22 protein-coding genes and 1 tRNA gene are annotated in these 25,506 nt (G+C 40.4%); 17 read left to right on the top strand and 6 right to left on the bottom strand.

Annotation, left to right across the window (positions count from 1 at the left end; genetic code table 11):
- The first annotated feature begins 65 nt into the window (after nucleotides 1–65).
- From LV92_RS11040 to LV92_RS11010, 7 genes are all read left to right on the top strand, one after another.
- Nucleotides 66–2,417, top strand: a complete 2,352-nt coding sequence (locus tag LV92_RS11040; RefSeq protein ID WP_111623720.1) for a helix-turn-helix domain-containing protein — start codon at nucleotides 66–68, stop codon at nucleotides 2,415–2,417.
- A gap of 65 nt (nucleotides 2,418–2,482) precedes the next feature.
- Complete coding sequence (locus LV92_RS11035; protein WP_111623719.1) at nucleotides 2,483–3,391, top strand: leucine-rich repeat domain-containing protein; 909 nt, start codon at nucleotides 2,483–2,485, stop codon at nucleotides 3,389–3,391.
- A gap of 133 nt (nucleotides 3,392–3,524) precedes the next feature.
- A complete protein-coding gene (locus LV92_RS11030) occupies nucleotides 3,525–3,968 on the top strand; it encodes a GNAT family N-acetyltransferase (RefSeq protein WP_111623718.1) in 444 nt (147 codons plus the stop codon).
- 141 nt (nucleotides 3,969–4,109) lie between these two features.
- The gene (locus LV92_RS11025; RefSeq protein ID WP_111623717.1) at nucleotides 4,110–5,081 is read left to right on the top strand and encodes an NAD(P)-dependent alcohol dehydrogenase; all 972 of its coding nucleotides are present in this window, start codon (nucleotides 4,110–4,112) and stop codon (nucleotides 5,079–5,081) included.
- 561 nt (nucleotides 5,082–5,642) lie between these two features.
- Entirely contained in the window at nucleotides 5,643–5,927 is a 285-nt protein-coding gene (locus LV92_RS11020; RefSeq protein ID WP_111623716.1) for a hypothetical protein, read from the top strand.
- Between the two features lie 251 nt (nucleotides 5,928–6,178).
- Nucleotides 6,179–9,022, top strand: a complete 2,844-nt coding sequence (locus LV92_RS11015) for a DUF1549 domain-containing protein (RefSeq protein ID WP_111623715.1) — start codon at nucleotides 6,179–6,181, stop codon at nucleotides 9,020–9,022.
- 6 nt (nucleotides 9,023–9,028) lie between these two features.
- Entirely contained in the window at nucleotides 9,029–10,480 is a 1,452-nt protein-coding gene (locus LV92_RS11010) for a DUF1501 domain-containing protein (protein WP_111623714.1), read from the top strand.
- Between the two features lie 125 nt (nucleotides 10,481–10,605).
- On the opposite strand, the gene LV92_RS22070 is transcribed toward LV92_RS11010, so the two are convergent.
- The 4 genes from LV92_RS22070 to LV92_RS10995 form a co-directional block, all read right to left on the bottom strand.
- The gene (locus LV92_RS22070; RefSeq protein ID WP_262511300.1) at nucleotides 10,606–10,734 is read right to left on the bottom strand and encodes a hypothetical protein; all 129 of its coding nucleotides are present in this window, start codon (nucleotides 10,732–10,734) and stop codon (nucleotides 10,606–10,608) included.
- A 152-nt stretch (nucleotides 10,735–10,886) separates the two neighbouring features.
- Nucleotides 10,887–12,203 (bottom strand): sugar porter family MFS transporter, encoded by a 1,317-nt coding sequence (locus LV92_RS11005; RefSeq protein WP_111623713.1) that lies wholly within the window; start codon nucleotides 12,201–12,203, stop codon nucleotides 10,887–10,889.
- 60 nt (nucleotides 12,204–12,263) lie between these two features.
- Nucleotides 12,264–12,524, bottom strand: coding sequence for a hypothetical protein (locus LV92_RS11000; protein WP_111623712.1), 261 nt, complete (start codon nucleotides 12,522–12,524; stop codon nucleotides 12,264–12,266).
- Between the two features lie 17 nt (nucleotides 12,525–12,541).
- A complete protein-coding gene (locus tag LV92_RS10995) occupies nucleotides 12,542–13,834 on the bottom strand; it encodes a 3-deoxy-D-manno-octulosonic acid transferase (protein WP_394336263.1) in 1,293 nt (430 codons plus the stop codon).
- 58 nt (nucleotides 13,835–13,892) lie between these two features.
- On the opposite strand from LV92_RS10995, the gene LV92_RS10990 reads away from it, so the two are divergent.
- The 4 genes from LV92_RS10990 to LV92_RS10975 all read left to right on the top strand — a co-directional run bounded on the left by LV92_RS10990 (nucleotide 13,893) and on the right by LV92_RS10975 (nucleotide 17,248).
- A complete protein-coding gene (locus LV92_RS10990; protein ID WP_111623711.1) occupies nucleotides 13,893–15,053 on the top strand; it encodes a DegT/DnrJ/EryC1/StrS family aminotransferase in 1,161 nt (386 codons plus the stop codon).
- A gap of 67 nt (nucleotides 15,054–15,120) precedes the next feature.
- Nucleotides 15,121–16,137, top strand: a complete 1,017-nt coding sequence (galE, locus tag LV92_RS10985; protein ID WP_111623710.1) for a UDP-glucose 4-epimerase GalE — start codon at nucleotides 15,121–15,123, stop codon at nucleotides 16,135–16,137.
- 155 nt (nucleotides 16,138–16,292) lie between these two features.
- Nucleotides 16,293–16,721 carry a hypothetical protein gene (locus LV92_RS10980; RefSeq protein WP_111623709.1) on the top strand — a complete coding sequence of 143 codons (429 nt, stop codon included), beginning with the start codon at nucleotides 16,293–16,295 and terminating at the stop codon, nucleotides 16,719–16,721.
- A gap of 170 nt (nucleotides 16,722–16,891) precedes the next feature.
- A complete protein-coding gene (locus tag LV92_RS10975) occupies nucleotides 16,892–17,248 on the top strand; it encodes a hypothetical protein (RefSeq protein WP_111623708.1) in 357 nt (118 codons plus the stop codon).
- Nucleotide 17,249: 1 nt separating this feature from the next.
- Here LV92_RS10975 and LV92_RS10970 read toward each other — a convergent pair whose 3' ends face one another.
- Complete coding sequence (locus tag LV92_RS10970) at nucleotides 17,250–17,780, bottom strand: alpha-ketoglutarate decarboxylase (RefSeq protein ID WP_245946353.1); 531 nt, start codon at nucleotides 17,778–17,780, stop codon at nucleotides 17,250–17,252.
- Nucleotides 17,781–17,885: 105 nt separating this feature from the next.
- On the opposite strand from LV92_RS10970, the gene LV92_RS10965 reads away from it, so the two are divergent.
- Entirely contained in the window at nucleotides 17,886–20,696 is a 2,811-nt protein-coding gene (locus tag LV92_RS10965; RefSeq protein ID WP_111624108.1) for a 2-oxoglutarate dehydrogenase E1 component, read from the top strand.
- Nucleotides 20,697–20,812: 116 nt separating this feature from the next.
- Nucleotides 20,813–22,036 carry a 2-oxoglutarate dehydrogenase complex dihydrolipoyllysine-residue succinyltransferase gene (odhB, locus tag LV92_RS10960; protein WP_111623706.1) on the top strand — a complete coding sequence of 408 codons (1,224 nt, stop codon included), beginning with the start codon at nucleotides 20,813–20,815 and terminating at the stop codon, nucleotides 22,034–22,036.
- A gap of 89 nt (nucleotides 22,037–22,125) precedes the next feature.
- On the opposite strand, the gene LV92_RS10955 is transcribed toward odhB, so the two are convergent.
- Nucleotides 22,126–22,566 carry a retropepsin-like aspartic protease family protein gene (locus tag LV92_RS10955; protein ID WP_111623705.1) on the bottom strand — a complete coding sequence of 147 codons (441 nt, stop codon included), beginning with the start codon at nucleotides 22,564–22,566 and terminating at the stop codon, nucleotides 22,126–22,128.
- A gap of 39 nt (nucleotides 22,567–22,605) precedes the next feature.
- Here LV92_RS10955 and LV92_RS10950 point away from each other — a divergent pair, with 39 nt between their 5' ends.
- The 4 genes from LV92_RS10950 to LV92_RS10935 all read left to right on the top strand — a co-directional run bounded on the left by LV92_RS10950 (nucleotide 22,606) and on the right by LV92_RS10935 (nucleotide 25,491).
- Complete coding sequence (locus LV92_RS10950) at nucleotides 22,606–23,373, top strand: TatD family hydrolase (RefSeq protein ID WP_111623704.1); 768 nt, start codon at nucleotides 22,606–22,608, stop codon at nucleotides 23,371–23,373.
- Nucleotides 23,374–23,482: 109 nt separating this feature from the next.
- Nucleotides 23,483–24,508, top strand: coding sequence for an asparaginase (locus tag LV92_RS10945; RefSeq protein WP_262511298.1), 1,026 nt, complete (start codon nucleotides 23,483–23,485; stop codon nucleotides 24,506–24,508).
- 66 nt (nucleotides 24,509–24,574) lie between these two features.
- Nucleotides 24,575–24,662, top strand: a tRNA-Ser gene (locus LV92_RS10940).
- Between the two features lie 79 nt (nucleotides 24,663–24,741).
- Nucleotides 24,742–25,491 (top strand): MotA/TolQ/ExbB proton channel family protein, encoded by a 750-nt coding sequence (locus tag LV92_RS10935; protein WP_111623703.1) that lies wholly within the window; start codon nucleotides 24,742–24,744, stop codon nucleotides 25,489–25,491.
- The last annotated feature ends 15 nt before the right edge of the window (nucleotides 25,492–25,506 follow it).

Genomic DNA, 25,506 nt, shown 5'->3' with positions numbered 1-25,506 from the left:
TGCAAATTATTGTACTTTTGAAATGAGTTGTCTTTATAAGAAATAAAATCTTAGACCAAAAACTAATGCCAAGCAATAAAAACCGCCGTATTGCAGTCATAATGTTTACCGATATTGTTGGCTACACCGCGCTGATGCAAAGGGATGAAAATGCCGCAGCGGAAATGCGGGCCCGACATAGACAGGAGTTCGAAAAAAATCATAAACTCTATAATGGGGATATCCTGCAATATTATGGCGACGGAACCCTGAGCATTTTTTCCAGTGGGTTGGAGGCAGTGGAATGCGCCATTGCCATACAAAAAGCCTTGCAAAAGAAAAATGCCGTGCCCCTTCGCATTGGGTTACATCTAGGGGATATTGTTTTTGATGGTACGGAAGTATATGGGGACGGGGTAAATTTGGCTTCCCGTATAGAGAGCCTGGGAATTGCAGGTTCAATTTTGCTATCAGGGAAACTAAATGATGAGCTTATAAACCATCCACATATTCCCACCTTGTCCTTGGGCCATTTTAGTCTTAAGAATATTGCTAAACCGGTTGAAGTATTTGCGGTAAAAAATGAAGGTATTCAGGTGCCCAGTCGTTCCGGTCTTGTGAACGTTCCAGTAAATGAGCCCAAGTCTATTGCTGTTCTCCCCTTTGTAAATATGAGTTCCAGTACGGACAATGAGTATTTTAGTGACGGCATGACAGAGGAAATCATAAACGCCCTTGCTAAAATCAAGGGATTAAAAGTAACTTCTAGAACCTCTTCCTTTCATTTTAAAAATGTTAATCTACCCATAGCCCAGATAGGTAAGGAACTTAATGTGTCTACTATCTTGGAAGGCAGCGTACGTTTGTCCAAAAATAAAATGCGCATAACTGCACAGCTCATCGATGTTAAGGATGATTTTCATTTTTGGTCGGAGACTTTTGATAGGTCCTTGGAAGATGTTTTTGCCGTTCAAGATGAAATTAGCCTGCTCATTGCCGAAAGGTTACGGGAACATATTGGTCATTTTGAAATTGAAGGCCAATTGGTCCAAGACCCAGAAGTACCAGTGGATATCTACCAACGTTATTTAAAAAGTAGGTATCATATTTTAAAGATGGGCAAGTCCGATATTGAAACGGGGATTTCAATTTTGGAAGAAATTATAAAGGATTGGCCACATTTTGCATTGGCCCATTTGGGGATGCATCTGGCCTACACCCTTTTGGGTACAATAGGTTTGGTGCCATTACAAGATGCCTTTGCAAAGGGACAGCCTTTTTTGGACAAGGCCATTGAATTGGACGAAAATTTGCCCGAATGTCAATTGCACCTTTCCTATGCCTCCTTGATTCAAAAATGGGATCTTCCAGGAACCTATCGGCATTTGAATAGGGTGTATGAAGCTGGACCAATTGTGGATTATTACCCCAGTATGGCATCCACTTTGGTAGCTGAAGGAAAATTTGGTGCGGCACGGACCTATATTGAAACCGCCCTTCAGCTTGATCCTTTTTCCTCGGTAAATTATCATCTCAAAGGATTTATTGATTACTGCGAAGAAAAATATGGCAACGCCATTACTAGTTTTGAAAAGGCGGTTGAGCTCAAATCAGATTTTAAAACCTCTACCTTATATTGGGGACAATCACTGTTATTGATGGGGAAAGGCAAGGAAGGATTGGCCTTTTTTGAGAAATTACCGCAGAATGAAACAGAAGATGTCATGAGACTCGGAGGAACAACGATGGCACATGCATTATTAGGTAATAAGGATCAAGCCGAAAGAGGAATTGCTAAGTTGGAAGCTGCTCTGGCAACCGATCTTATGGGGAGGGCCTTAAACTTGCTTATTATGTGTAATGCGTTGTTGGGAAAGATACCGGAAACCATTAGCCTAATAGAACAAGGTATTGCCCACAGATTGCCAATGATGATTTATATTTTTGTGGATCCAATACTCAGGCCATTGTACGGAATGCCTCGATTTAAGGAACTTAGGAAGGAAGTTTTGGGTGAAGACAGTAAATTTTCGACCAAGAAACGGAAGTATCAAAAATCGTTGTTCAATAAAAAGGAGCTACAGGAATACAGGAAAAACTTGGATCGCTTGATGTTGGAAGAGGAGCCCTACTTGGACCCCAACCTTACACTTCCCATTTTGGCTGAAATGATGGAAATTCCTTCCAATCATTTATCACAGCTGCTAAATGAGGGATATGGGAAAAATTTTGCCGACTATGTGAACACCTACCGTCTGGAGACCTTTAAGGCCAAGGTGGCCGACCAATCCCAAAGACATCTCACTATCTTGGCGTTGGCATATGATAGCGGCTTTAACTCCAAGACCGTCTTTAATACCTATTTTAAAAAAACAATGGGTACAACCCCCAGTGCTTATTGGAAAAAAAATAGTGGCTTAAAAGGTTCCGATTTGTAATTTAGAACAACCAGTCCTGACATTTTATACATCTTTGTCTCAAATAAACCATTTTAGACTTAATAATGAATAGTACATTTATCATTGGGAAGGCAATTCTCTTAGCAATTCTGATTACAATCTTATTAACATCATGTGCCAATAACGATAAGGACTCTTATGAAAATCAATACCTGTATATACCAGATTCTAGTTTTGAAGCTGTTTTAATAGAGGAGGGTATAGATTCGGACGGAGTCCTAAATCAAAGGATGTTGAGAAAAGATGCTTCGGAAGTAAGTGTTCTGGATTTAAATTTTTCAAGTGAGGGTGTAATAAGTGATTTGACCGGAATTGAAGGCTTCGTGGGGCTAAGGAAGCTATCTGCAACGCAGCAGGAAATAACGGGTATCGACTTAACTCACAATACTTTGTTGGACACTTTAGTTCTTGCTGGCAACTATATCTCCAACATTGATATCAGTAACAACCCCAATTTAATTTTGTTGGATGTGCAGTCTAACCAACTTAGTGCCATTAACGGACTTTCCAAAGCGGCTCACTTAAAAGAATTAAATCTATCCTTTAACGAATTGGAAGAATTTAGCATTGAAAATGAAACTCTTGAAATATTGAAAATAAGTAACAATATATTACATTCCTTTGATGTCAAAAGATCTATAAATCTGAAAAATATATTGCTAACGACGAATGAGCTAACTTCTGTAGATTTTAGCAAAAATGTAAAATTGGAAACCTTATTGATTTCTGACAATAAAATTCAGAATATTGATCTTGAACATAATGCCAGTTTAACACACCTTTATATTTCAAGCAATTCGCTTACGGATCTGAATGTGGGCGGTAATCAGGAATTAATTGATTTAAAGGTAGATAGAAATCCTAATTTAAATTGTATTAAAATTGAAAGTGGACAGAACATACCTAATGTTTCAATATCCGAATATCAAGAATTAAATATTACCTGTGAATAGCCAATAGGCCATGAGCTTAAAAAAGGTTCCTTAAGTCCATAATAAACAAGCAACAATTCAATCTTCGCTTTAAACTTTATCCAACACATAGCCAAGAAATATTATTTTTAGGGTCTCTCCAAGAGTAATACAAATGACATATAAAATAGATAAGATCTCCAAGGACCAATTCCCTGAAGTGGTCGAGGTTTGGGAGGCCTCTGTCAGAGCCACACACCAATTTTTACGGGAAGAGGACATTCAATATTTTAAACCGCTAATATTGAACGAGTATTTAAATGTTGTCGAATTAAGGTGTATAAGGAACAAGGTTATGGAAATAATCGGTTTTATGGGCGTGGCAGGTATGCATCTGGAAATGCTATTTATACACCCCGCATACCAGGGAATGGGAATTGGCAAGAGTTTATTGACATTTTCCATAAATGAATTTAAAGTAAATGCTGTCGATGTAAATGAGCAGAACGAACAGGCTGTTGAATTTTATAAGCATTGTGGCTTCGAAATAATAGGTCGTTCGGAATTGGATGCTTCAGGAAAACCCTACCCCATTTTACATATGGAATTAAAAAAGTAAGGACATCGTCTGTTATCACATAGGTGATAAGAATTACAATGCCTACTATAAAAACATACTAACCCATTTTGTTCCGATTCTAAAATCCGAACGACTGGCCTAGAGGTATGGGATACATTTGTCAAAATAAAAAATAAAAAAATGAAAGCGATCATAATTACAAAGTATGGTTCACCCAAGGTTTTACAACTTCAGGATGTTCCAAAACCCTTACCCAAAGAGAAAGAGATTTTGATAAAGGTAAAAGCTGCCAGTGTAACTAGGGCAGACACCATGATGCGAAGCGGGAATCCATGGTACGGTAGACTTTTTATTGGTTTAACAAAGCCCAAGTATCCTATAGCCGGTACGGGTTTTTCTGGAATAGTTGAGGCTGTTGGCGGCAGTGTGCAACGTTTCCAAGTAGGGGATGAAGTCTTTGGGGAGTCGATATTTGGTGCAGGCTCTAATGCGGAATATTTATGTGTTTCAGAAGAAGGTTTAGTGGCGGTTAGGCCTAAAAATGTAGCTCATGAAGAACTTGCAGGTGTGTGTGACGGGCCTTTGACCTCTTGGAATTATTTAAAGGAAATGGCCAATGTGAAAAGTGGACAAAGAGTGCTTATAAATGGCGCTTCGGGTAGTTTAGGTTCTGCAGCGGTGCAATTGGCCAATTATCTTGGCGCGGATGTAACCGCGGTTTGCAGTTCTTCCAATTTTGCCATGGTAAGATCGCTTGGAGCGGATCATGCCATAGATTATACAAAGGTAGATTTTACTAAAACAGCTAACAGTTATGATGTTATTTTTGATACAGTGGGTAAGAGCTCATTCCCTGCATGCAAAGAAATACTTACGAAAAATGGCACCTACCTCTCACCAGTATTAAGTATGCCACTATTATTTCAAATGCTGTGGACCTCTAAATTTGGCAGCAAAAAAGCAAAGTTTGCGGCGACCGGACTTGTAGCTGTTCCAAAGCTTAGGAACATGTTGCATGAGCTCACAAATCTTTTGAATGCTGGGAAATTAAAATTGGTCATAGATAAACGCTATACCCTTCATGAAGTTGATAAGGCCCATAGCTATGTGGACACTGGCCGCAAAAGAGGCAATGTGGTTATAAACTTGTAGTGACTCTAGTTTGGTAACTGTGTTTTTTGATCTTTAAATAAATAAAGGTGTCCAGAATTTGAGGACCAAATTTGAGGCTTTCACTAATAGTTTTTCTTTAGCTTATAAAAATCGACCACCTTGTTTTTGGTGCATTTTTTAGGGAAATCTACATTTTATCCATGGTTTATTAGCGTTGAACGTTGATATTTTGAAACCTCGGCCTTCCATGCTAACTTTAGAAATGGAATTGTAGCTTAAATGCACAGTTGAAATTTAAACCTAGGAATATAACCCAATCAAATATAATTACCCCTCCTGTGGAATGGTGATGACTATGGAAAACAATAAAAATAAGGAATGAAAAAGAAATTCAATTTTATAGACCTGGTATTGACATGTAGCGGTGCTTATGCGATTATTGTATTGTTATTGGTCGTTGCCAAGTTCGTATAGTAGCGCTTGGTACTAAGGTCATAGAAAAGATTCTTAAAATTAGCGGTCCATGGATACCAATTTTTACGTAAATATAATGTGGTATCTCAATGGAACATTTTATTGTTTTAATCTAAATTCGGAATAATGTCTAAAACATCCGCCCGTTGGTTATTGATATTGGGGCTTGTCATAGTTGGTTTTGGGATTGGTATTTACTTGCAGGATTTAAAACATCAAGAAAGTACCAAGGCAGCCTGGAAGGCCAACCGCTTCAATGTGGCCAGATTTAACAAGATAATGCGGTATGCAGGGGATATGAACGACCAAAACTGGGCTTCTATGAGGGACAGTATTGGTGGTCAATTGGATAGTTTAATGATTTTAAGGTTCAGAAAAGAAGTTGATAGCATTAAAAAAACAAAAAAATAAAATTCCGGCCTAAATCGGTCTTGGTTGTTTTTATCACTGAGACATTGTAATGGTATGGTCAATAATTATTAAATGCAACCCAAGAGGGTTGTTTTTTTTTTTGGGAATATCAGCGGCACTTGGTCTTGCATTTTTAAATCGAATAGTTAACTTAGAGGAAAATAAATGTAATAGGCATAAAATTAGGTTGAGTAAATTAAACCTTACATTTAAAGTAACATTAGCATACAAAAAAATATTAAATTACTGCTATGGACATTAATTCTTGGGACTGGATATTTCAGTTGATGGGGCGCTTTCACCCTTTGGTGGTGCATTTTCCCATAGGCTTGTTGGTGGTTGCTTTATTTTTGGAGTTTTTGACCCTAGGTGGAAAAAGACAAGGCCTCAGGGAGGGAATTAATTGGATGGTTTTTTTGGGGGCTGCATTCGCCGTGCTGGCCGCGCTCTTGGGTTGGTTGCTTCGTACCCACGACGATTATGAAGGCGATTTGGTCCTGTTTCACCAGAATGCGGGTATTGCCACAGCTGTTTTGGCCATTGTTACCGGTTATTTGTTGCACACTACCTTGAAAGGAAAACTTACCACTTATATATATTATCGATTTGGACTATTTGCAACTGTATTGGTTTTGGTTGTCGCTGGTCATTTGGGAGCAAATCTAACCCATGGGGAAGATTATTTAACCAGCGTCTTGTCCCATAATCAAGAGTCTTATGATACCGAAAGGACAAAGGTGCTTTTTGCAGAATTAAAGGGTTTGGATTCTTTGTCCGAAGCGCAGCAGGAAGACTTAAACTTGGGGGTCAGGGCAATTTTGGCACATAACTGCTATCAATGCCATAGTGAAAACAAGCAAAAAGGCGATTTGGTACTGGACAATAAACGCGGGGTATACCAAGGAGGAAAGTCGGGCCCTATTATTGTTGAGGGCAAGCCGGAGGAGAGCGAAATGTTCCTTAGGGTAAGCCTTCCTCCCGATCATGATGATGTAATGCCAAAGAAGGGGAAAGTATTGAAGGATAGTGAAATAAGGTTGATTGAATTGTGGATCAAAAATGGAGCAAAATGGTCTGATGGGGCATTAAAGATTTTTCCTGAGGCCGAATTGGCCCTATCACAACCAGAATTACCAAAGGGCAGTTTGGAAAGTCATCCCATAGATAAAATAATGGATTCCTATTTTAAGGAAAAAAAGTTGAAATGGCCAGAGGTGGTAGATGATAGGACCTTTATAAGACGAGCCTATCTGGATATTCTAGGTCTGCTTCCAGAACCGCTTAAAATAGATCAATTTGTAAACAATGGGGATAAGGAGAAGAGAGTTAAGCTCATAGATGAGTTGTTGGGCGATAAGCATAATTATACTCAAAACTGGTTGAGTTTTTGGAACGATATACTCAGGAACGATTACAGCGGTCCAGGATTTATAACTGGAGGACGCAAGCAGATTACAGATTGGTTGTACAAGTCGCTTATGGAAAATAAGCCTTATGATGTTATGGTAAAAGAATTGATAAATCCGAACGAGGAATCGGAAGGATTTATTAAAGGGATTAAGTGGCGGGGCCTGGTCAATGCCAGTCAACGTACAGAAATGCAGGCTGCCCAAAATATAGGTCAGTCTTTGATGGGGGTGAACGTAAAATGTGCCTCCTGCCATAACAGTTTTGTTAGCAATCTTACTTTGGAACAATCCTACGGATTCGCCTCGATTTTTGCGGATTCCATAATGGAACTTAACCGGTGTGATATGCCCATTGGGAAAATGGCCGAAGTAAATTTTTTATATCCAGAACTAGGCTCGGTAGAAGCGGAGAGTGTAAAGGAAAGATTGCTCTTACTTTCAGAGGTAATGGTAAAACCGGAGAACGGAAGACTGTACCGAACCATTACCAACAGGTTTTGGAAGCGTTTTATGGGAAGAGGGATCGTAGAACCGGTAGATGAAATGGACAATGATCCATGGAATGCCGTTCTTTTGGATTGGTTGGCCGCCGATTTTGTAGAGTCTGGCTATGACATAAAGCACTTAATGAAAACGATCATGACCTCAAAGTCCTATCAGCTTGAATCGACTAGATTGGAAAATCAGGAGGATTTGCAAAAGGGGTATGTGTTTAAGGGGCCTATACTAAGACGATTAAGTGCAGAACAGTTTTCCGATGCCGTTAGCCAGGTAGTCGCCCCCATGTATTACGCCGCAGCGTATGACCCCAATAATGAAGGGCTGCCTTCCAATAGGATCTGGCACAGGGAAATTAAGTTTGATCGTGATGTATTGCCCGAACCAGGGAAACGATATTTTAGGAATAGCTTCAATTTAAATGATAATAAAATACTGACGGCAAAAGCATTGATTTCAGTGGATCATTCTTATGTTCTTTATCTCAATGGTAAAAAAATATCGGAAGGTACGGATTGGAGAAAAGTAGATCGTTTGGAGGTAAACGACATGCTGGTTCAAGGGGAAAATATATTGGCTATAGAGGGTAACAATGAGGGCACCATCGCCAATCCCGCAGGAATCCTGTTCACCATGAAAGTTCAATATGAGGATGGCTCGGAAAAGTTGATCACTTCCAATGATAAATGGAAAAGCAGCGACAAACTACCTGAGGCAGGATGGGTAAGCGCCAAATTTGATGATGACGGCTGGCAAGGGGCACGCAATTACGGTTCCAGTAACTGGGACAAATTGGTGAATTTTACCTTTGAAAGTTCGGAAAGGGAATTTGCTAGGGCCAGTCTTGTAAAACAACATCCGTTTATGAAGGTTATGGGTAGGCCCACTAGGGAAAATGTGGCCACCACAAGAGACGAACAAGCTACTTTGTTGCAGGCGCTGGAGCTGACCAATGGCGAATATTTTAATGGCGTACTCAAGGAAGGCGCAGCCGAATGGCTTAAGAAGTATGGTGATCGCAATGAGGAAATAGTACATAATCTATATCAAAAGACCTTGGGTAGAAATCCAACCGATAAGGAAAAGGGAATAATGTTAAGTGCCTTGCAAACCGATGCGAAAGAAGAGGCATTGCAGGACCTTTTTTGGTCTATGTTCATTTCGCCCGAATTTCAATTTATATACTAAGCAATAATGGATAAGGATTTACATATCAATGCACGTAGGGATTTTGTAAAAAAGATGGCCGCAGCCAGTCTGTCGGCAGCCACAACCAGTATTCCCATTGCCAGTTTTTTAAGTTCCTGTAATTCGGCTCCTTCAATAACCTCCAAAGCGGATACGGTTATATTACTTTGGATGGCTGGGGGAATGGCCCATACGGAAACATTTGACCCCAAGGCATATGTGCCTTATTCCAAGGGAGTGGAGAGCAAAAGAGTTTTAAGTACCTTTCCAAAGGTGCCTACTATAGTGGATGGCCTCCATTTTTCTGAGGGATTGGAAGCTATAGGAGGGGTAATGGATAAAGGAGCCATAATCCGTTCCTATAAATCGGCCGATCTTGGTCATATCCTGCATACGCGGCATCAGTACCATTGGCATACATGCTATGAGCCCCCACAATCGGTCCAAGCTCCACACATAGGTGCTTGGATTGCCAAAGAGTTGGGCCCTGTAAATCCTGTTATTCCCCCATTTATTGCCATGGGCCAACGTTTTACGGTTGGGGAAGCCGAGGAGCTAAAGGCGTTTCATTCCGCTGGATTTTTAGGGAGTGAATATGGCCCGTTTCTAATACCCGACCCTTCCACAGGTTTGGATAGTGTAAGGCCGCCACAAGGGATGTCACTGAAGCGATTTGAAGCCCGTTATAAGCTTTATAAGGAGTTGGCCAATAAGAGCAAGATTATGGAGGGGGGCAGTGATTATCAAAGGGAATCTTTGATGCGCTCCATGGAGCAATCCTATCGGTTGTTAAATTCTCCCGAAGCCAAGGTGTTCGATTTGAGCCAAGAACCTAAAGAGGTATATGATACCTACAATACAGGCAGATTTGGTCTGGGGTGCCTGTTGGCAAAAAGACTGGCCATGAACGGAGGTAGGTTTATAAGTGTTTCAACGGAGTATGAACCATTTCTTGGCTGGGATACCCATGAAAATGGTCATACCCGCGCGGCGAAAATGAAAGAGCTTATAGATAGGCCTATTGCCCAGCTTATTAAAGATCTGGACGAGTCAGGGCATTTGGATAGAACACTGATTATTCTGGCCAGTGAATTTAGTAGGGACGCCATTATGGAAGGACGCCCCGGAGTACCTGTTCAGGACCAAGTGGATCAACCGGATATTATCGAGGATGAAAAGTTTTACGGTATGCATAGACATTTTACGGATGGCAGCTCTATTCTTATGTGGGGCGGTGGAATTAAAAAAGGTTTGGTCTATGGTAAAACAGCGGATGAACGTCCTTGTTCTTCCATCGAAAACCCGGTAGTGATAGATCAGGTGCATCAATCCATATATCACGCCTTGGGCATGGATCCAGAAACCAATTATACTATAGAAGGGAGGCCCTTTTACACCACACCCGATGGACAGGGGAAACCTATCTTAGACTTGTTCGGGGAACCAATGGTAAGCTAGATGAAAATTGATTCAATTTTTAATGAATATTATAATATCAAACCATAGGGAAATAAAAAAACTGGGCATGCCCAATTAGGGGGTAAAACTTTAATGGGCTAAGAAGTGGAAGCAAATTTTGTGTGCTATTTAAAGAAACCAAAAGCTGCTAAAATCAAACAGACTACCACAGCCAACAAAATGGCTACCAATACTACAACCATAAGGCTAAGGAATCCATTGAGCACCCTTGTGCCAAAAGTAACATCTTCCATGATATTTAGATTTTAAAACAATTTAATGAATTATCCTCAAATTATCATGTGTTTTGAAGTCAAATCCGTTAAACGACCATGAATTAGTATACTAATCCGTTGTACAGTTGAAATTTTCGATAAAGTGCTGGAAATCAACAAGTGGTATTTTCTTACTTACTCAGTTTTTTGCTAAGTTCTTCCAGTGTAATTCCTTTGGTCTCCGGCATCATGAAAATTACAAAGATCAATTGCAAAACCATCATAAAGGCAAAGAATCCAAATACGGGCCCAGGACCTACCCAAGCAAAAAGTGCAGGGATAGACGATGGGATAAGCCATGCCAATACCCAATGTACTGAACTGCCAAAAGCCTGACCCGAACCTCTCAAATGATTTGGAAATATTTCGGAGATAAAAACCCAGATTACAGCCCCTTGGCCTATAGCGTGGGATGCAATAAACAAGAAAAGAAAAATCGGGACGGCCATGCCTTCCCAGTTCAAAATAAATGCCGCGGCTACGAGCGATAAGGAAATGATATAGCCAATGGAGCCAAAATACATTAGTTGTTTACGCCCAAGTCTGTCTATAAGAAATATGCCCAAAAAGGTAAAGATGAGGTTAGTGATACCGATCCCTATACTGCTGAGCAGTGCTGTACTTTCACCTAGTCCGGCTGCTTCAAATATTCGGGGAGCATAGTATAAAAAGGCATTTATCCCTGAAAATTGATTGAAAAAGGCAATTAAAAAGGCCAGGGTCAACGGAAAGCGATATTTTTTCATAAAAATATTCTCGGACGCGGCCCCAACTTCTTCTCCATAGGCGATCTCGGCTTCCAATTCTTCCACGGACAGGTCCGGATTTATGGAATTTAGTATTTTTTTTGCTTCTTCGGTCCTGTTTTTGGTCAAAAGCCATCTTGGACTTTTTGGTACCGTAAGGACAAATAAGGTATATATTATTGCGGGGAAAGCTTCAACGCCAACCATCCATCGCCAATCGTTTTCACCCATGTTGCTGAGGGCGTAATTGGACATGAATGCCACCATGATACCAAATACAAGCATAAACTGGTAAAGGCCAACCAATCTTCCGCGGTCTTTTGCCGGGGCAATTTCGGAGATATAGGAAGGGGCCGCAACCGTGGAGGCACCAACTCCCAAACCGCCAATAAATCTGAATATTCCGAAGGTAACGGGATCATTTGCAAAGGCAGATCCTATTGCCGAGACCGAATATAGTATCCCAATCCAAATAAGGGTGTTCTTTCTGCCAATTTTGTTGGTGGGGATGCCTCCCAATATAGCTCCAATTACAGTTCCGAACAAAGCCATGCCAATCACAACTGTTCCGTGAAAAGCTTCGGAGGAATTCCATAAAAGTTGTAATTTTTTCTCGGCACCTGAAATAACTACGGTGTCGAAGCCAAATAAAAAACCGGCCAAAGCGGCAATAAGGGAAATGCGAAGTATTTTGGAATTCATAATTTGGTTTGTGGATTTTTGTAAAGCTAACAAAAAAAACAAACCAAATGTATGGAGTATTTAAGACAGTGCAATTTTGGGCGCAAGGGTGTCCCTTGCTTTGGGCTTTTGTCCATTTTTGGATTTGGTAGGGGTGTTTTTGTCCCTTTGGGGCGCAACTTTTTCTGGTTCTGTCTTCTTGATATCCTTCTTTTTAGGCGAAGGAACGGCATTTTCTGGTGGTGTAGTGCCTTGTTGTTCGCCAAGAGGTTCCCTGCACGAGAGACAGAATAGGACAAAAGTGGTCAGGGAAACCAGGTATAGAATTCGGGAATTTTGCATAGTCGTAACATAGGTGTTCAAATTAATGTACGTATATATGTCATGATTTGGATGCTTGCCCCTTTATTTTCAGAGACATAAGTGCTGTTGATATCCCCGGTCTTTTTAAGGTAGGCCTCGTCTTTTAGTAGGTGGTTGATCAGGGTAAAGAATTCTTTTGGTGATCTAACAACCAATACTCCGCCCTTATTGACCAAATCTTCAGCTTCCTTAAATCCTTTAAAGTTTGGGCCAATAATTACGGGAATACCGTATACTGCAGGTTCCAAAGTGTTGTGCAATCCGGTGGCAAAACCCCCGCCTACATAGGAAATTTCCGCGTAACTATAAACTTTGGTCAAAATGCCAATGGTGTCTATGATAAGAACTTCGTAGGAGGATAAATCCTTATTCTCCAATTCCGAATAAAGTATTGTTTTCTTATTGATGGAGGACTTAAGTTTGTTGATGTGCTCCGGTTTAATGTTGTGCGGGGCAAGAACAAATTTCATGGAGGATTCGCCAGTATTTATATAAGGTACCAATACTTCCTCATCATCGGGCCAAGTGCTACCGGCCACCAAGGTTTGTGCGCCATTTTTAAAATCTTCCATGAAGGCCAGGTTGTTATCCCTTTCAAGAATTTCAATAACCCTATCAAATCTGGTGTCCCCACTAATAGCGGTATTCTTGATGTTGATTTTACTTAATAATTCAATGGATTTGGTATCCTGAACAAAAATATGGGTGAAGTTGTGGAGGGCTTTTCGCATGAAACCACCGTAATTTTTAAAGTAAACTTGATTCTCTTTGAAGAGTGCGGAGATCAATAGGGTGGGGATGTTCCTTTGGGATAAGGTTCTCAGGTAATTTGGCCAAATTTCGTACTTGACAAAAATGACCAACTTGGGATTGACAAGATCCAAGAATTTTATAGCGTTTTTTTTGGTGTCCATTGGTAGGTAGGTAACCACATCGGCCGCAGCTGTATTTTTTTTGACCTCATAGCCCGAAGGGGAAAAAAAGGTTACCAATATTCGAGATTGGGGATAATTTTCTTTTAACTGTTCTATTATAGGAAGGCCTTGTTCAAATTCGCCCAAAGAGGCCGTGTGTATCCATATTGTTGAATCTCCCTCTGAAATATTTTTCTGTAAATAGGACACTACTTCTTTCCGCCCATCTACGAAAAGTTTAATTTTTGGGTGGAACAAAGCAATCAATTTCAGGAAAAGAGCAGATAATTGTACGGCAAAATTATATATGGCAAACACAGAATCTTCGTTTGGGGCTAAAATACGTTTCTTTATATAAATTCCATTGGCTGCCAATCCTTATTTTTGTAATATTGTTCGCGCCAAACCAAGTTTGGAATCTAAGTTTTATTCGATGAGGAAAATTCAAATGGTAGACCTAAAGGGTCAATATGAAGTCATAAAAAAGGAAGTAAATGCCTCCATTTCCAATGTTTTGGAAACATCCGCATTTATTAATGGCCCCGAAGTACATGCCTTTCAAAAGGAATTGGAGGACTATTTGGAGGTGAAGCACGTTATCCCATGTGCCAATGGGACCGATGCCCTTCAAATAGCGATGATGGGCTTGGGTCTAAAACCAGGTGACGAGGTAATAACGGCCGATTTTACCTTTGCTGCTACTGTAGAGGTGATTGCACTGTTGCAACTAACCCCGGTCTTGGTAGATGTGGAGCCAGATAGTTTTAATATAGATCCCGTGGCCCTTGAAAAAGCAATTACTCCTAAAACCAAGGCTATAGTACCTGTTCATCTTTTTGGCCAATGTGCCAATATGGATGCAGTTCTTGAAATTGCAGAAAAACATAAGCTTTTTGTCATAGAGGATAATGCCCAGGCCATTGGGGCTGATTATACGTTTAAAAATGGTAAAAAACAGAAAGCAGGTACTATGGGGCATGTAGCTGCAACCTCATTTTTCCCTTCCAAGAACTTAGGTTGTTATGGGGATGGCGGCGCTATTTTTACCAATGATGATGACCTGGCGCATACCCTGAGGGGAATTGTGAACCATGGAATGTACGAACGCTACCATCATGATGTAGTGGGTGTCAACTCTAGGTTGGACTCTATTCAGGCAGCGGTTTTACGTTCCAAATTGTCCCGATTGGATGGTTATAATGCCAGTAGGAGGGCAGCGGCAAGAAAATATTCCAAGGCTTTTGGGGGAAACAAAAATATTATTGTACCTCAAATGGCCAATTCCTGTGCCGAGATTTGCGAAACCTGCGATTGTCATGTGTTCCACCAATATACCTTAAGGATTTTGAACGGACAACGCGATGCGTTGGTAAAGCATTTGGCAGAAAAACAAATTCCATGCGGTGTGTATTATCCCATTCCTTTACATAGGCAAAAGGCCTATTTGGATGAACGTTATGATGAGAAGGATTTTCCTGTAACCAATCAATTGGTCAAGGAAGTAATTTCTTTGCCAATGCACACCGAGCTGGACGACGAGCAAATTAATTTTATCACCCAAACCATTAACCAGTTTATTGGAGGTAATAGTTAAACGCTTAAGTTTGGTCAAGTTCAATTTATCAATAATGAAAACCAAAATTTAAAATAAAAATCAATAGATGAAAATACTCGTAACGGGCGGCTTGGGATTTATAGGTTCCCATACCACGGTAGAATTACAGAATAAAGGCTATGAAGTAATTATTATTGACGATCTGTCCAATTCGACCGAAAAGGTCTTGGACGGTATTGTGGCCATTACGGGGAAGCGACCAATTTTCGAAAAAATAGATCTGAAAGAAAGATCAAAAGTGGAGGATTTTTTTAAAAGGCATCAGGATGTTGCCGGCGTAATTCATTTCGCGGCATCCAAGGCTGTTGGTGAAAGCGTGGAAAAACCCTTGTTGTACTACGAGAACAATATTGGTACTTTGGTTTACTTGCTTAAGGAACTTTCTCAAAAAAACAAATCCAGTTTCATCTTTAGTTCCTCATGTACCGTTTACGGACAGGCCGATAAAATGCCCATTACCGAAAGTGCGCCAGTAAAAACGGCGGAATCACCCTATGGCAATACCAAACAAATGGGCGAGGAAATAATTCGTGATACCTGTAAGGTAACACCGGGTATAAATGCTATTGCCCTTAGATACTTCAATCCAATGGGAGCACATCCTAGTGGGGAAATTGGCGAATTGCCAATTGGTGTTCCTCAAAATTTGGTACCGTTTATTACCCAAACAGGCATGGGCATCAGGGAGCAGCTTTCCGTGTTCGGCGGCGATTATCCTACCGAGGATGGTACCTGCATTAGGGATTACATTCATGTGGTAGATCTGGCCAAGGCCCATGTAGTGGCTTTGGAAAGGTTGATGAATGGCAAGAACCAGGATAATTATGAAGTCTTCAATGTAGGTACGGGAACGGGTAGCACTGTTTTGGAGGTCATAAAAAGCTTCGAAAAGGTTTCCGGAAAAAAATTGAACTATAAAATTGTGGACAGAAGACCTGGCGATATTACATCGGCCTATGCGGATACCACAAAGGCAAACAAAGTTTTGGGTTGGAAGGCTGAATCTACTCTGGATGAAGCTATGAAGTCGGCCTGGCTTTGGGAGGAAAAAATCAGGAAATAAACCCCTAGAATCTATTTTTCTATTTTAACAATGTAGGAGGGTTGTCTAAATAGTCATCCCTCTCTATTTGTGGGTATTACCTAGTAGTTCAAATAAATTAGCCTTGAAGAAAGCAACCCATCCAAATCTTGTGCATCCTAAAATAAAAAGGGTTTATGAAATTATTTGTTGGTTTATTAACGGTTTTGCTAGCGCTAAATTGCAGTGATAACGGTACGGATGATACACCAAATTGTATGGATGCAATCTGTACAGAGGAATACAGGACCATTACGATAAGTGTCAAAGATAAGGATGGTGTTGCCGTGGCCTTGGACAGTTTTAAGGTTGATGATCTGACTAATGGAGAAAATATCACGCTTGATGCTTCAAGTAGTGAGTATGGATGGATGACGAAAAATGGCACTTATCCTTTATTCAGCGATAAATATGTTGCAAAATATAGAAATAAGAAACTTGAAATAAATTTCCGGGGATATGTCGATGATAAGCTATTGGTTGATTCGAATTACACGGTAGGTGCAGATTGCTGCCATGTTACACTTATTGAAGGGGAAACAGATATTGTCATAACTAATCCTTGATCTTAAGGCAACGTGAAATTTCTTGGTTAAAAATAGAAAACCTTAGGGCGAAATCCGTTTTTTCTAAATATTTTCAACGAAAATAGTCCCAAGACTGGGGAATTATCGAAAAAGATGGCTTTATTGCGCTTCCTTAAAAACCATTTCAAGTAAAATTTCGTAAATAGCATATGGTTGTAAAATTCCCCAACATTTCGGCACTTCTAAAACATGCTAAGGACCAAAGTCTCTATCAGGATCTAGTATCGCAATTGCAGAAGGATTTTGTGTTCGCCAATGTATTTATAGAATTACCGGACCAGATATCTCCCAAGGATCTAAAAACCCTGGTACATGAGAAAGTATATTATTTGATCATGGAGAAATTCACCGATTATTTAAACTTGCTTTATATTATTGATGTCCCCGAGAAAGTGGTCAAAGCCATTGAAGCCACCGATGTGGTTGAAATTTCGGAACAAGTGACCTTTGAGATACTGAAAAGGGAATGGCAAAAAGTGTGGTTCAGAAAGGAGTACGGGTCTTAGCCTAAAAATATACGCGGACGAAGGGCATAAAGGCATCGGCATAAATACTTTTTTGTTGGTCGTGCAGAACATTGTAGCGTATGCCCACGGTTACATTTCTATTGCCGTAACCTATTCCCAGAAACAAGGCCGGTGACCAATAATTTTCCTCCAGGTTGCTACCGTCAAGTTCAAGTACGCGATATACCCTTAGCTGTTCCAGCTCGGCAGAAAGTTGTAGCGCACGAATTGGATTGAACAGAGATAGTAAACTTCCTCCATAAGCCACTAATTTTGCATCCCTAAATTTCGCATAATTAAAATTAACTCCCACACCTACACCGAATTGCTCGGTAGCTTGGTAAATAGCACTGGGAGAGATGGATGCATTAAAGGAATTGTTGCCAAAACCGAGGCCTAAATTGCCTCCAAAATATACCTGGTTCCAAAAATCGGAATTCCTAATCGTCTGTTGCGAATAACCTAAGCCCCAAAATGCCGTGAAAAAAACACATAAAATCAAGCTTTTTTTTAAGGAATAGCGATTTATCATAATTATTGTAATAATTTTCCATTATTCAGAGCTAAGATAAGCTTAGATATGCTAAATGTTGTATTTTTGAATAAATTTTGTTCAAAAGACAGAGAGACTTTTTTCATGGATAAATATTCCTTTTTAAACGCTGCGCATACTTCTTATTTCGCAGAATTATACGATAAGTATTTAATAAATCCGGATAGTGTAGAGCCTAGTTGGAGGGCCTTTTTTCAAGGATTTGATTTTGGTATGGAAAATTCCATGGACGGGATGGTCGATGAATCGCAGACAGCACCATTGTCCGTAGCTGGAGGTCATGAGGTAGAGGTTCCCGAGAAGCTTCAGAAAGAGTTTCAGGTAGTTCGGCTTATTGATGGTTATAGGACTAGAGGACATTTATTTACCAAAACAAACCCGGTTAGGGAAAGAAGACAGTATTTCCCTACTTTGGAGATTGGGAATTTTGGACTTGCTCCAAGCGATTTGGATACCACATTTACTGCAGGGGAAATTTTGGGAATTGGTCCCAGCACCTTGCGTGAAATCATTGTGCACCTTACAAGCATCTATTGTGATGCCATTGGTGTGGAATATATGTATATCAGAAACCCTGAGAGGGTGGAATGGATCCAGAATTGGTTGAATGTCAATGACAATCATCCCAAATATGATGCCGACAGGAAAAAGCATATTCTTAAGAAATTAAATGAAGCAGTTTCCTTTGAAAGCTTCTTGCATACCAAATATGTGGGCCAAAAGAGGTTTTCCTTGGAAGGAAATGAATCTTTGATACCTGCATTGGATGCGGTTGTGGAAAAGGCTGCAGAAATGGGCGTTGAACAATTTGTTATGGGTATGGCCCATAGGGGCCGCTTAAACGTTCTTACCAATATATTTGGAAAGAAGGCAAAGGATATTTTTAGCGAGTTCGATGGTAAGGATTACGAGCAGGAAATTTTTGACGGTGATGTAAAATACCATTTGGGATGGACCTCTGAGCGGAAAGCTAAAAATGGAAAGAAAATAATTATGAACATCGCGCCAAACCCTTCCCACCTGGAGACTGTTGGTGCCGTTGTTGAAGGTATTGCCAGAGCAAAGCAGGATGCTCGTTATAAAGACGATTTTTCCAAAGTATTGCCCATTGTAGTGCATGGTGATGCTGCTATTGCGGGTCAGGGATTGGTTTATGAGATGGTTCAAATGGCAAATTTGGACGGTTATAAAACCAATGGTACTATCCATATTGTTGTTAATAATCAAATTGGGTTTACTACCAATTATTTGGATGCCCGTAGTTCTACTTATTGTACGGATGTGGCCAAGGTAACCTTGAGTCCGGTGCTACATGTTAATTCGGATGATCCCGAGGCAGTTGTGCATGCCTCACTTTTTGCCCTGGAATTTCGCATGCGTTTTCAAAGGGATGTATTCTTAGATCTTTTGGGATATAGGAAATATGGTCATAATGAAGGCGATGAGCCGCGTTTTACCCAGCCAAAACTCTACAAGGCGATTGCCAAGCATAAAAACGGAAGGGATATTTATGCAGAGGCATTGATTAAGGAAGGTATTATTGGCGATGGTTTTGTGCAAGAACTTGAAGAACAGTACAAAGCTTCCCTTGAGGAGGAATTGGAAGACTCCAGAAAAGAGGATAAGACTGTAATTACCCCATTCATGGCAGATGAATGGAGCGGGTATACCCATGTACGCGAGTGGGAGATGATGGATGCGGTAGATACAAAATACGATAAAAAGAAACTTACGGACATAGCCAAGGTGTTGACCGAGTTGCCCAAGAATAAAAAGTTCTTGCGTAAAGTTGAGAAATTGGTGAACGACCGTAAGGCCATGTTTTTTGAAAATGATGCCTTGGATTGGGCCATGGGAGAGCTTTTGGCCTACGGTACTCTTTTGGAGGAAGGTTACGGAGTGCGTATGTCCGGGCAAGATGTTGAAAGGGGTACTTTTTCACACCGTCATGCTGTCATGAAAGTGGAAGAAAGTGAGGAGGAAGTAATGCTTTTAAACCATATTTCAGATAAACAGGGAGATTTTCAAATATATAATTCTCTTTTATCGGAATATGGTGTAGTTGGGTTTGACTATGGATACGCTATGGCGAGCCCTAATACCTTAACGATTTGGGAAGCTCAATTTGGGGATTTTAGTAATGGTGCCCAAATTATGATAGATCAGTACATATCTGCAGCAGAGGATAAATGGAAATTGCAGAATGGTTTGGTAATGTTGTTGCCGCACGGATACGAAGGTCAGGGTGCGGAACATTCATCAGCCCGTATGGAGCGCTACTTACAATTATGCGCAAGGGATAATATGTATATCGCCGATGTCTCTACCCCGGCAAATATGTTCCATTTGTTAAGAAGACAAATGAAGGTGAATTTCAGGAAACCGTTAATAGTGTTTACGCCAAAAAGTTTATTGAGGCATCCCAGGGCAGTATCAACAGTTGAGGAATTTGCAAACGGAGAATTCCAAACGGTAATTGATGATGCAACCGCTGAAGTATCCAAAATTAAGAGTTTGGTTTTCTGTACCGGTAAATTCTATTACGACCTATTGGCCTTTAGGGAAGAAAATAATAGGGAGGATGTAGCCTTGGTGAGGATAGAACAATTGTTTCCGGTGCCTACAGAGCATATGAAGGTGATAATGGATAAATACAAAAATGCCGAAGACAAAGTTTGGGCCCAGGAAGAACCAAGAAATATGGGTGCTTGGGGGCATTTAACCATGCACTTTAGCGAGGCGCACAAATTAAGGGTGGCCTCCAGAAGATTTTACGCTTCCCCGGCTGCTGGTAGTGCAGTACGCTCCAAACGCCGCCATCAGCAGGTAATAGATTATGTTTTTGATATAAACAAAAACAATATGGGGAGAAACCCTGAATCTACTGATAAATAGTTTTATTTACTTTGGGTATTGATAGGTGAAAAGTCCTAAATGTCCAAAAAGGGAAATTTAATAAAAGTTAAAATTAAAAACGAGTTAAGACAAAACACAAATTAAAATTATAAAACATGATTTTAGAAATGAAAGTCCCTTCTCCAGGGGAATCCATTACAGAAGTAGAGATAGCAGAATGGCTGGTGAGCGATGGTGATTACGTGGAGAAAGATCAAGCAATAGCGGAAGTAGATTCGGATAAGGCTACATTGGAATTGCCAGCCGAGGAAAGTGGCATTATAACCTTAAAGGCTGAGGTAGGAGATGCTGTTGCAGTAGGTGCGGTGGTATGTTTAATAGACACTAGCGCTTCCAAACCTGCAGGGGCCGCCAAGAGTGAAGAAAAAGCAGCGGAGAAAAAGCCTGAAGTTAAGGAAGTAGCAGAACAGAAAACCGAGGTAAAACAAGAAAAAACTTCCTATGCGTCTGGATCAGCTTCACCAGCTGCAAAGAAAATACTTGCCGAGAAGGATATGGATGCCTCAACTATAAAAGGCACTGGAAAGGATGGGCGCATTACCAAGGAAGATGCCGTTAACGCAGTTCCATCTATGGGTACTCCTACAGGAGGGTCCAGAGGTGATAGTAGAACCAAATTGTCCATGCTGCGCCGTAAGGTTGCCGAGCGATTGGTAGCTGCCAAGAACGAGACGGCAATGTTGACCACTTTTAACGAAGTGGATATGTCGGCCATCTTTGCATTGAGAAACCAATACAAGGAAGACTTTAAGAACAAACATAATGTTGGTTTAGGATTTATGTCCTTTTTTACAAAGGCTGTAATAAGGGCGTTGCAAATGTATCCTTCCGTGAACTCCATGATAGACGGCAAGGAAATGATTTCTTATGATTTCTGTGATATCAGTATAGCGGTTTCCGGCCCAAAAGGTCTTATGGTGCCTGTTATCCGCAACGCAGAAAATTTAACCTTCAGAGGTGTGGAATCCGAAGTAAAAAGATTGGCAATAAGAGCTCGTGAAGGAGAGATTACTGTCGATGAGATGACAGGGGGCACCTTTACCATTACCAATGGTGGGGTATTTGGTTCCATGTTGTCCACTCCAATTATCAATCCTCCCCAAAGTGCAATCTTGGGGATGCACAATATAGTGGAAAGGCCCATTGCCCGTGATGGGGCCATAGCCATAGCACCTATAATGTATGTTGCTTTGTCCTACGATCACCGAATTATTGACGGTAAAGAGTCTGTAGGCTTCCTAGTAGCAGTTAAGGAAGCTTTGGAGAGCCCTGAAGAGTTGTTGATGGACAACAACGTCAAAAGGGCGCTGGAGCTTTAATATAGTATTTTGTTGGTGGGGGAATCCCCGCCTGGAATAACATAGACCTGTCGGGATTTCGAAATCTGGCAGGTCTTATTTTTTTGGGTTTATTGTTTTAAGTAAAGTCGGGTTTTTTGGTAGTCGATAATGGCCCTTCCTTTTTTTAAGATATCCGCCCCAATAATCCCATCGACCGGCATGGCTTGGTGGGAGGTCAGGGCCTGGTTGACGTGGACTAGGTCGAATAGGACTATTTTCTGTTTGTGTTTAAACCATTTTCCTATTTCTATAACGTTTTTGGTTGATAGTTTGGTGAACATTTCCGTGGCTCCTGCCCCGGCTGCCTTTATTTTGGAATCTTTGGAATTTAATTTGAAGAATTCTATTTTGTCCAGACCAATGCAGGTGTTGGATGCTCCTGTATCCAATATAAACCTGCCTTTAACTCCATTTATAGTGGCAGTAACTTCAAAGTGGTTTGTAGCCGTAAGCACTAAAGGAATGGCGATGTATTTTTTTTTATGTAGAAAAACTTTAAGGCTGGGCATATGTACTTTTTTTGTCAAAGATAATCCTATTTTTGTTCTATGATATTAACAGATACACATACCCATTTATACAGTGAAGCTTTTGATGAAGATCGCAGTTTGGTCATAGAGAAAGCCATGGAATTGGGGGTAAAGCGGTTTTTTATTCCTGCAATAGATTCAACCTATACGAATGCCATGCTCGATTTGGAAAAAGCATATCCGGAGAACATCTTTCTTATGACGGGGCTGCATCCAACACATGTAAAGGAAGATTACAGAAAGGAACTTGCCCACGTTGAGGAAATGTTGGCGTCCAGGAAATTTTACGCAGTAGGGGAGACCGGCATCGACCTGTATTGGGATAAAACTTTTCTAAAGGAGCAGCAGATTGCCTTTAAACAGCAAATACAGTGGGCAAAAAAGTACGCATATCCTATAGTTATCCATTGCAGGGAGGGTTTTGATGAAATATTCCAAATCCTGGAAGAAGAAAAAAGCGATGGCCTTTTTGGAATTTTTCATTGCTTTACGGGTACTTTTGAGCAGGCACAGAAGGCAATTTCCTATAATATGAAATTGGGTATTGGCGGAGTAGTTACTTTTAAAAATGGTAAAATTGATACTTTTCTTGGGGAAATAGACCTGAAACATGTGGTTTTGGAAACGGATTCTCCTTATTTGGCACCTGTTCCTTACCGTGGAAAAAGGAACGAAAGTGCTTATTTGGTGAACGTTTTGGAAAAAATGGCACATATTTATGCCATGGACAAAGAAGAAGTTGCTGCAATTACTACCACTAACTCCCGAGAAGTGTTTGGAATATAAATAGGTCTCCTGACAAGTTGCCTTATGGAAAGTTCTCAATTGGTACTGGAAGCGCCTCCTTATTTTTAACCCTAAACAATTATTAAGATTGAAAAATAGAAATTCTACAGTGAAAAAAACCAAAATCCTTCTCATTTATACGGGAGGGACCATAGGTATGGTCAAGGATTACGATACCGGGGCGCTGAAGGCTTTTAATTTTAATAAATTAATCAAAAATATCCCCGAGCTCGGTCAATTGGATTGCGCTATAGACAGTGTTTCTTTCGATATTCCAATAGATTCCTCCAATATGAATGTTGAACATTGGATAAATATTGCCAAAATAATAGAAGAACATTATGATTCCCATGATGGGTTTGTGGTGCTTCATGGGAGTGACACTATGAGCTATACGTCATCAGCTTTGAGCTATATGTTGGAGAATTTGGGAAAACCGGTCATATTTACAGGTTCCCAGTTGCCTATTGGTGATTTAAGGACGGATGCCAAGGAGAATTTGATCACCTCCATCCAGATAGCTGCATTGAGGGAAGACAGTAAGCCTGTAGTCCAAGAGGTAGGGTTATATTTTGAATATAAATTGTACCGGGCAAACAGAACTACAAAGATCAATGCGGAACATTTTGAAGCTTTTGCCTCCTTAAATTATCCGGCTTTAATAGAGTCTGGGGTACATTTAAAGGTAAACAGAGAGTATTTGTTTAGGGCAAATGCAACTAAAAAGCTGAAAGTTCATAAGGTTATGGATCAAAATGTGGTCATTTTGAAATTATTTCCCGGATTTAACCAAACAGTCTTGCATAGCATCTTAAATTCACCTAACTTAAAAGCAGTGGTCCTGGAAACATATGGCTCTGGAAATGCTCCTACTGATGAATGGTTTACTTTGGAGCTGAAAAAAGCTATGGAGAGAGAAATTTTTATTATCAATGTAACACAATGTTCCGGGGGAAGTGTTCTTATGGGACGCTATGAAACTAGTAAGCACCTTGAAAGCTTACAAGTTATTAATGGTAAGGATATTACAACCGAAGCGGCAATTACCAAGTTGATGTATTTACTTGGAAATAATATTTCCCCTAAGTTGTTCAAAACCATATATGAAACATCTCTCAGGGGCGAAATGCAATAAAAATAACAGTCTAAATTTCTTTAACTAATATTTTTTTTGTTATTTGGCTGCCCGATAACTATAACTAGAGAGGTGGCCGAGTGGTCGAAGGCGCACGCCTGGAAAGTGTGTATACCCCACAAGGGTATCGAGGGTTCGAATCCCTTCCTCTCTGCTGTTAAGTTTTAATTTTTATATTGCGAATTTTTTTTATCTTTAACCCTATTAACTAACTAAATTTAAGTTTCAAAGAAATGAAAAGATTATTCTCTATCCTGGCAACGGCTGGGTTATTTGTGGCAGGTACAAATACAGTAAGTGCAAAAGTTGTTGCAGCAGCAGCCATTTTGCAAGATGCAGCTCCAGCAGCGGAAAAAGGTTTTACCCAAGTGCTTAAGGAGCAATTTATACAGGGTGGTGCCGGATTTATGGGTATTGTTCTTTTGTGTTTAATTCTTGGTTTGGCCGTAGCTATTGAAAGGATTATTTATTTAAACCTTGCAACTACCAACACTACTAAACTTAAGCAACAAGTAGAAGATGCTTTGGCTTCCGGTGGCATTGAGGCTGCCAAGGAGGTTTGTAGAAATACAAAAGGTCCTGTTGCTTCTATCTACTATCAAGGATTGGAAAGAGCTGGAGACAGTATAGAATCTGCAGAGAAGGCAGTTGTTGCCTACGGAGGTGTGCAAATGGGTCAATTGGAGAAGAACGTTTCTTGGTTGTCTTTGTTTATCGCAGTAGCTCCAATGCTTGGGTTCATGGGTACGGTAATCGGTATGATTCAGGCTTTCCAGAAAATTGCAGCTGTTGGTAACTTGAGTGCCTCTCTTATTGCAGGTGATATTCAGGTGGCGTTATTGACCACAGTATTCGGTCTTATTACTGCGATTATCCTTCAAATCTTCTACAATTACATCATTGCCAAGATTGACAGTATTGTAAATGACATGGAAGATTCATCAATCAGTTTGATTGATATGTTGGCAGATCACAAAAAATAAGTCGGACACTAAATA

The sequence above is a fragment of the Arenibacter echinorum genome (assembly GCF_003259375.1).
Lineage (GTDB): Bacteria > Bacteroidota > Bacteroidia > Flavobacteriales > Flavobacteriaceae > Arenibacter > Arenibacter echinorum.
Note: the sequence above shows the minus strand (reverse complement) of the source record. Positions and strands in the feature narration are given on the sequence as shown.

Bases quoted from the DNA above. Each gene is read 5' to 3' on its own strand.
- LV92_RS11025 (WP_111623717.1), top strand. From the start codon at position 4,110: ATGAAAGCGATCATAATTACAAAGTATGGTTCACCCAAGGTTTTACAA.
- LV92_RS11010 (WP_111623714.1), top strand. From the start codon at position 9,029: ATGGATAAGGATTTACATATCAATGCACGTAGGGATTTTGTAAAAAAG.
- LV92_RS10970 (WP_245946353.1), bottom strand. From the start codon at position 17,780: ATGATAAATCGCTATTCCTTAAAAAAAAGCTTGATTTTATGTGTTTTT.
- LV92_RS10990 (WP_111623711.1), top strand. From the start codon at position 13,893: ATGAGGAAAATTCAAATGGTAGACCTAAAGGGTCAATATGAAGTCATA.
- LV92_RS11015 (WP_111623715.1), top strand. From the start codon at position 6,179: ATGGACATTAATTCTTGGGACTGGATATTTCAGTTGATGGGGCGCTTT.
- galE (WP_111623710.1), top strand. From the start codon at position 15,121: ATGAAAATACTCGTAACGGGCGGCTTGGGATTTATAGGTTCCCATACC.
- LV92_RS11040 (WP_111623720.1), top strand. From the start codon at position 66: ATGCCAAGCAATAAAAACCGCCGTATTGCAGTCATAATGTTTACCGAT.
- LV92_RS10975 (WP_111623708.1), top strand. From the start codon at position 16,892: ATGGTTGTAAAATTCCCCAACATTTCGGCACTTCTAAAACATGCTAAG.
- LV92_RS10955 (WP_111623705.1), bottom strand. From the start codon at position 22,566: ATGCCCAGCCTTAAAGTTTTTCTACATAAAAAAAAATACATCGCCATT.
- LV92_RS10950 (WP_111623704.1), top strand. From the start codon at position 22,606: ATGATATTAACAGATACACATACCCATTTATACAGTGAAGCTTTTGAT.
- LV92_RS11030 (WP_111623718.1), top strand. From the start codon at position 3,525: ATGACATATAAAATAGATAAGATCTCCAAGGACCAATTCCCTGAAGTG.
- LV92_RS10935 (WP_111623703.1), top strand. From the start codon at position 24,742: ATGAAAAGATTATTCTCTATCCTGGCAACGGCTGGGTTATTTGTGGCA.
- odhB (WP_111623706.1), top strand. From the start codon at position 20,813: ATGATTTTAGAAATGAAAGTCCCTTCTCCAGGGGAATCCATTACAGAA.
- LV92_RS10965 (WP_111624108.1), top strand. From the start codon at position 17,886: ATGGATAAATATTCCTTTTTAAACGCTGCGCATACTTCTTATTTCGCA.
- LV92_RS11000 (WP_111623712.1), bottom strand. From the start codon at position 12,524: ATGCAAAATTCCCGAATTCTATACCTGGTTTCCCTGACCACTTTTGTC.
- LV92_RS11020 (WP_111623716.1), top strand. From the start codon at position 5,643: ATGTCTAAAACATCCGCCCGTTGGTTATTGATATTGGGGCTTGTCATA.
- LV92_RS10980 (WP_111623709.1), top strand. From the start codon at position 16,293: ATGAAATTATTTGTTGGTTTATTAACGGTTTTGCTAGCGCTAAATTGC.
- LV92_RS11035 (WP_111623719.1), top strand. From the start codon at position 2,483: ATGAATAGTACATTTATCATTGGGAAGGCAATTCTCTTAGCAATTCTG.
- LV92_RS22070 (WP_262511300.1), bottom strand. From the start codon at position 10,734: ATGGAAGATGTTACTTTTGGCACAAGGGTGCTCAATGGATTCCTTAGC.
- LV92_RS11005 (WP_111623713.1), bottom strand. From the start codon at position 12,203: ATGAATTCCAAAATACTTCGCATTTCCCTTATTGCCGCTTTGGCCGGT.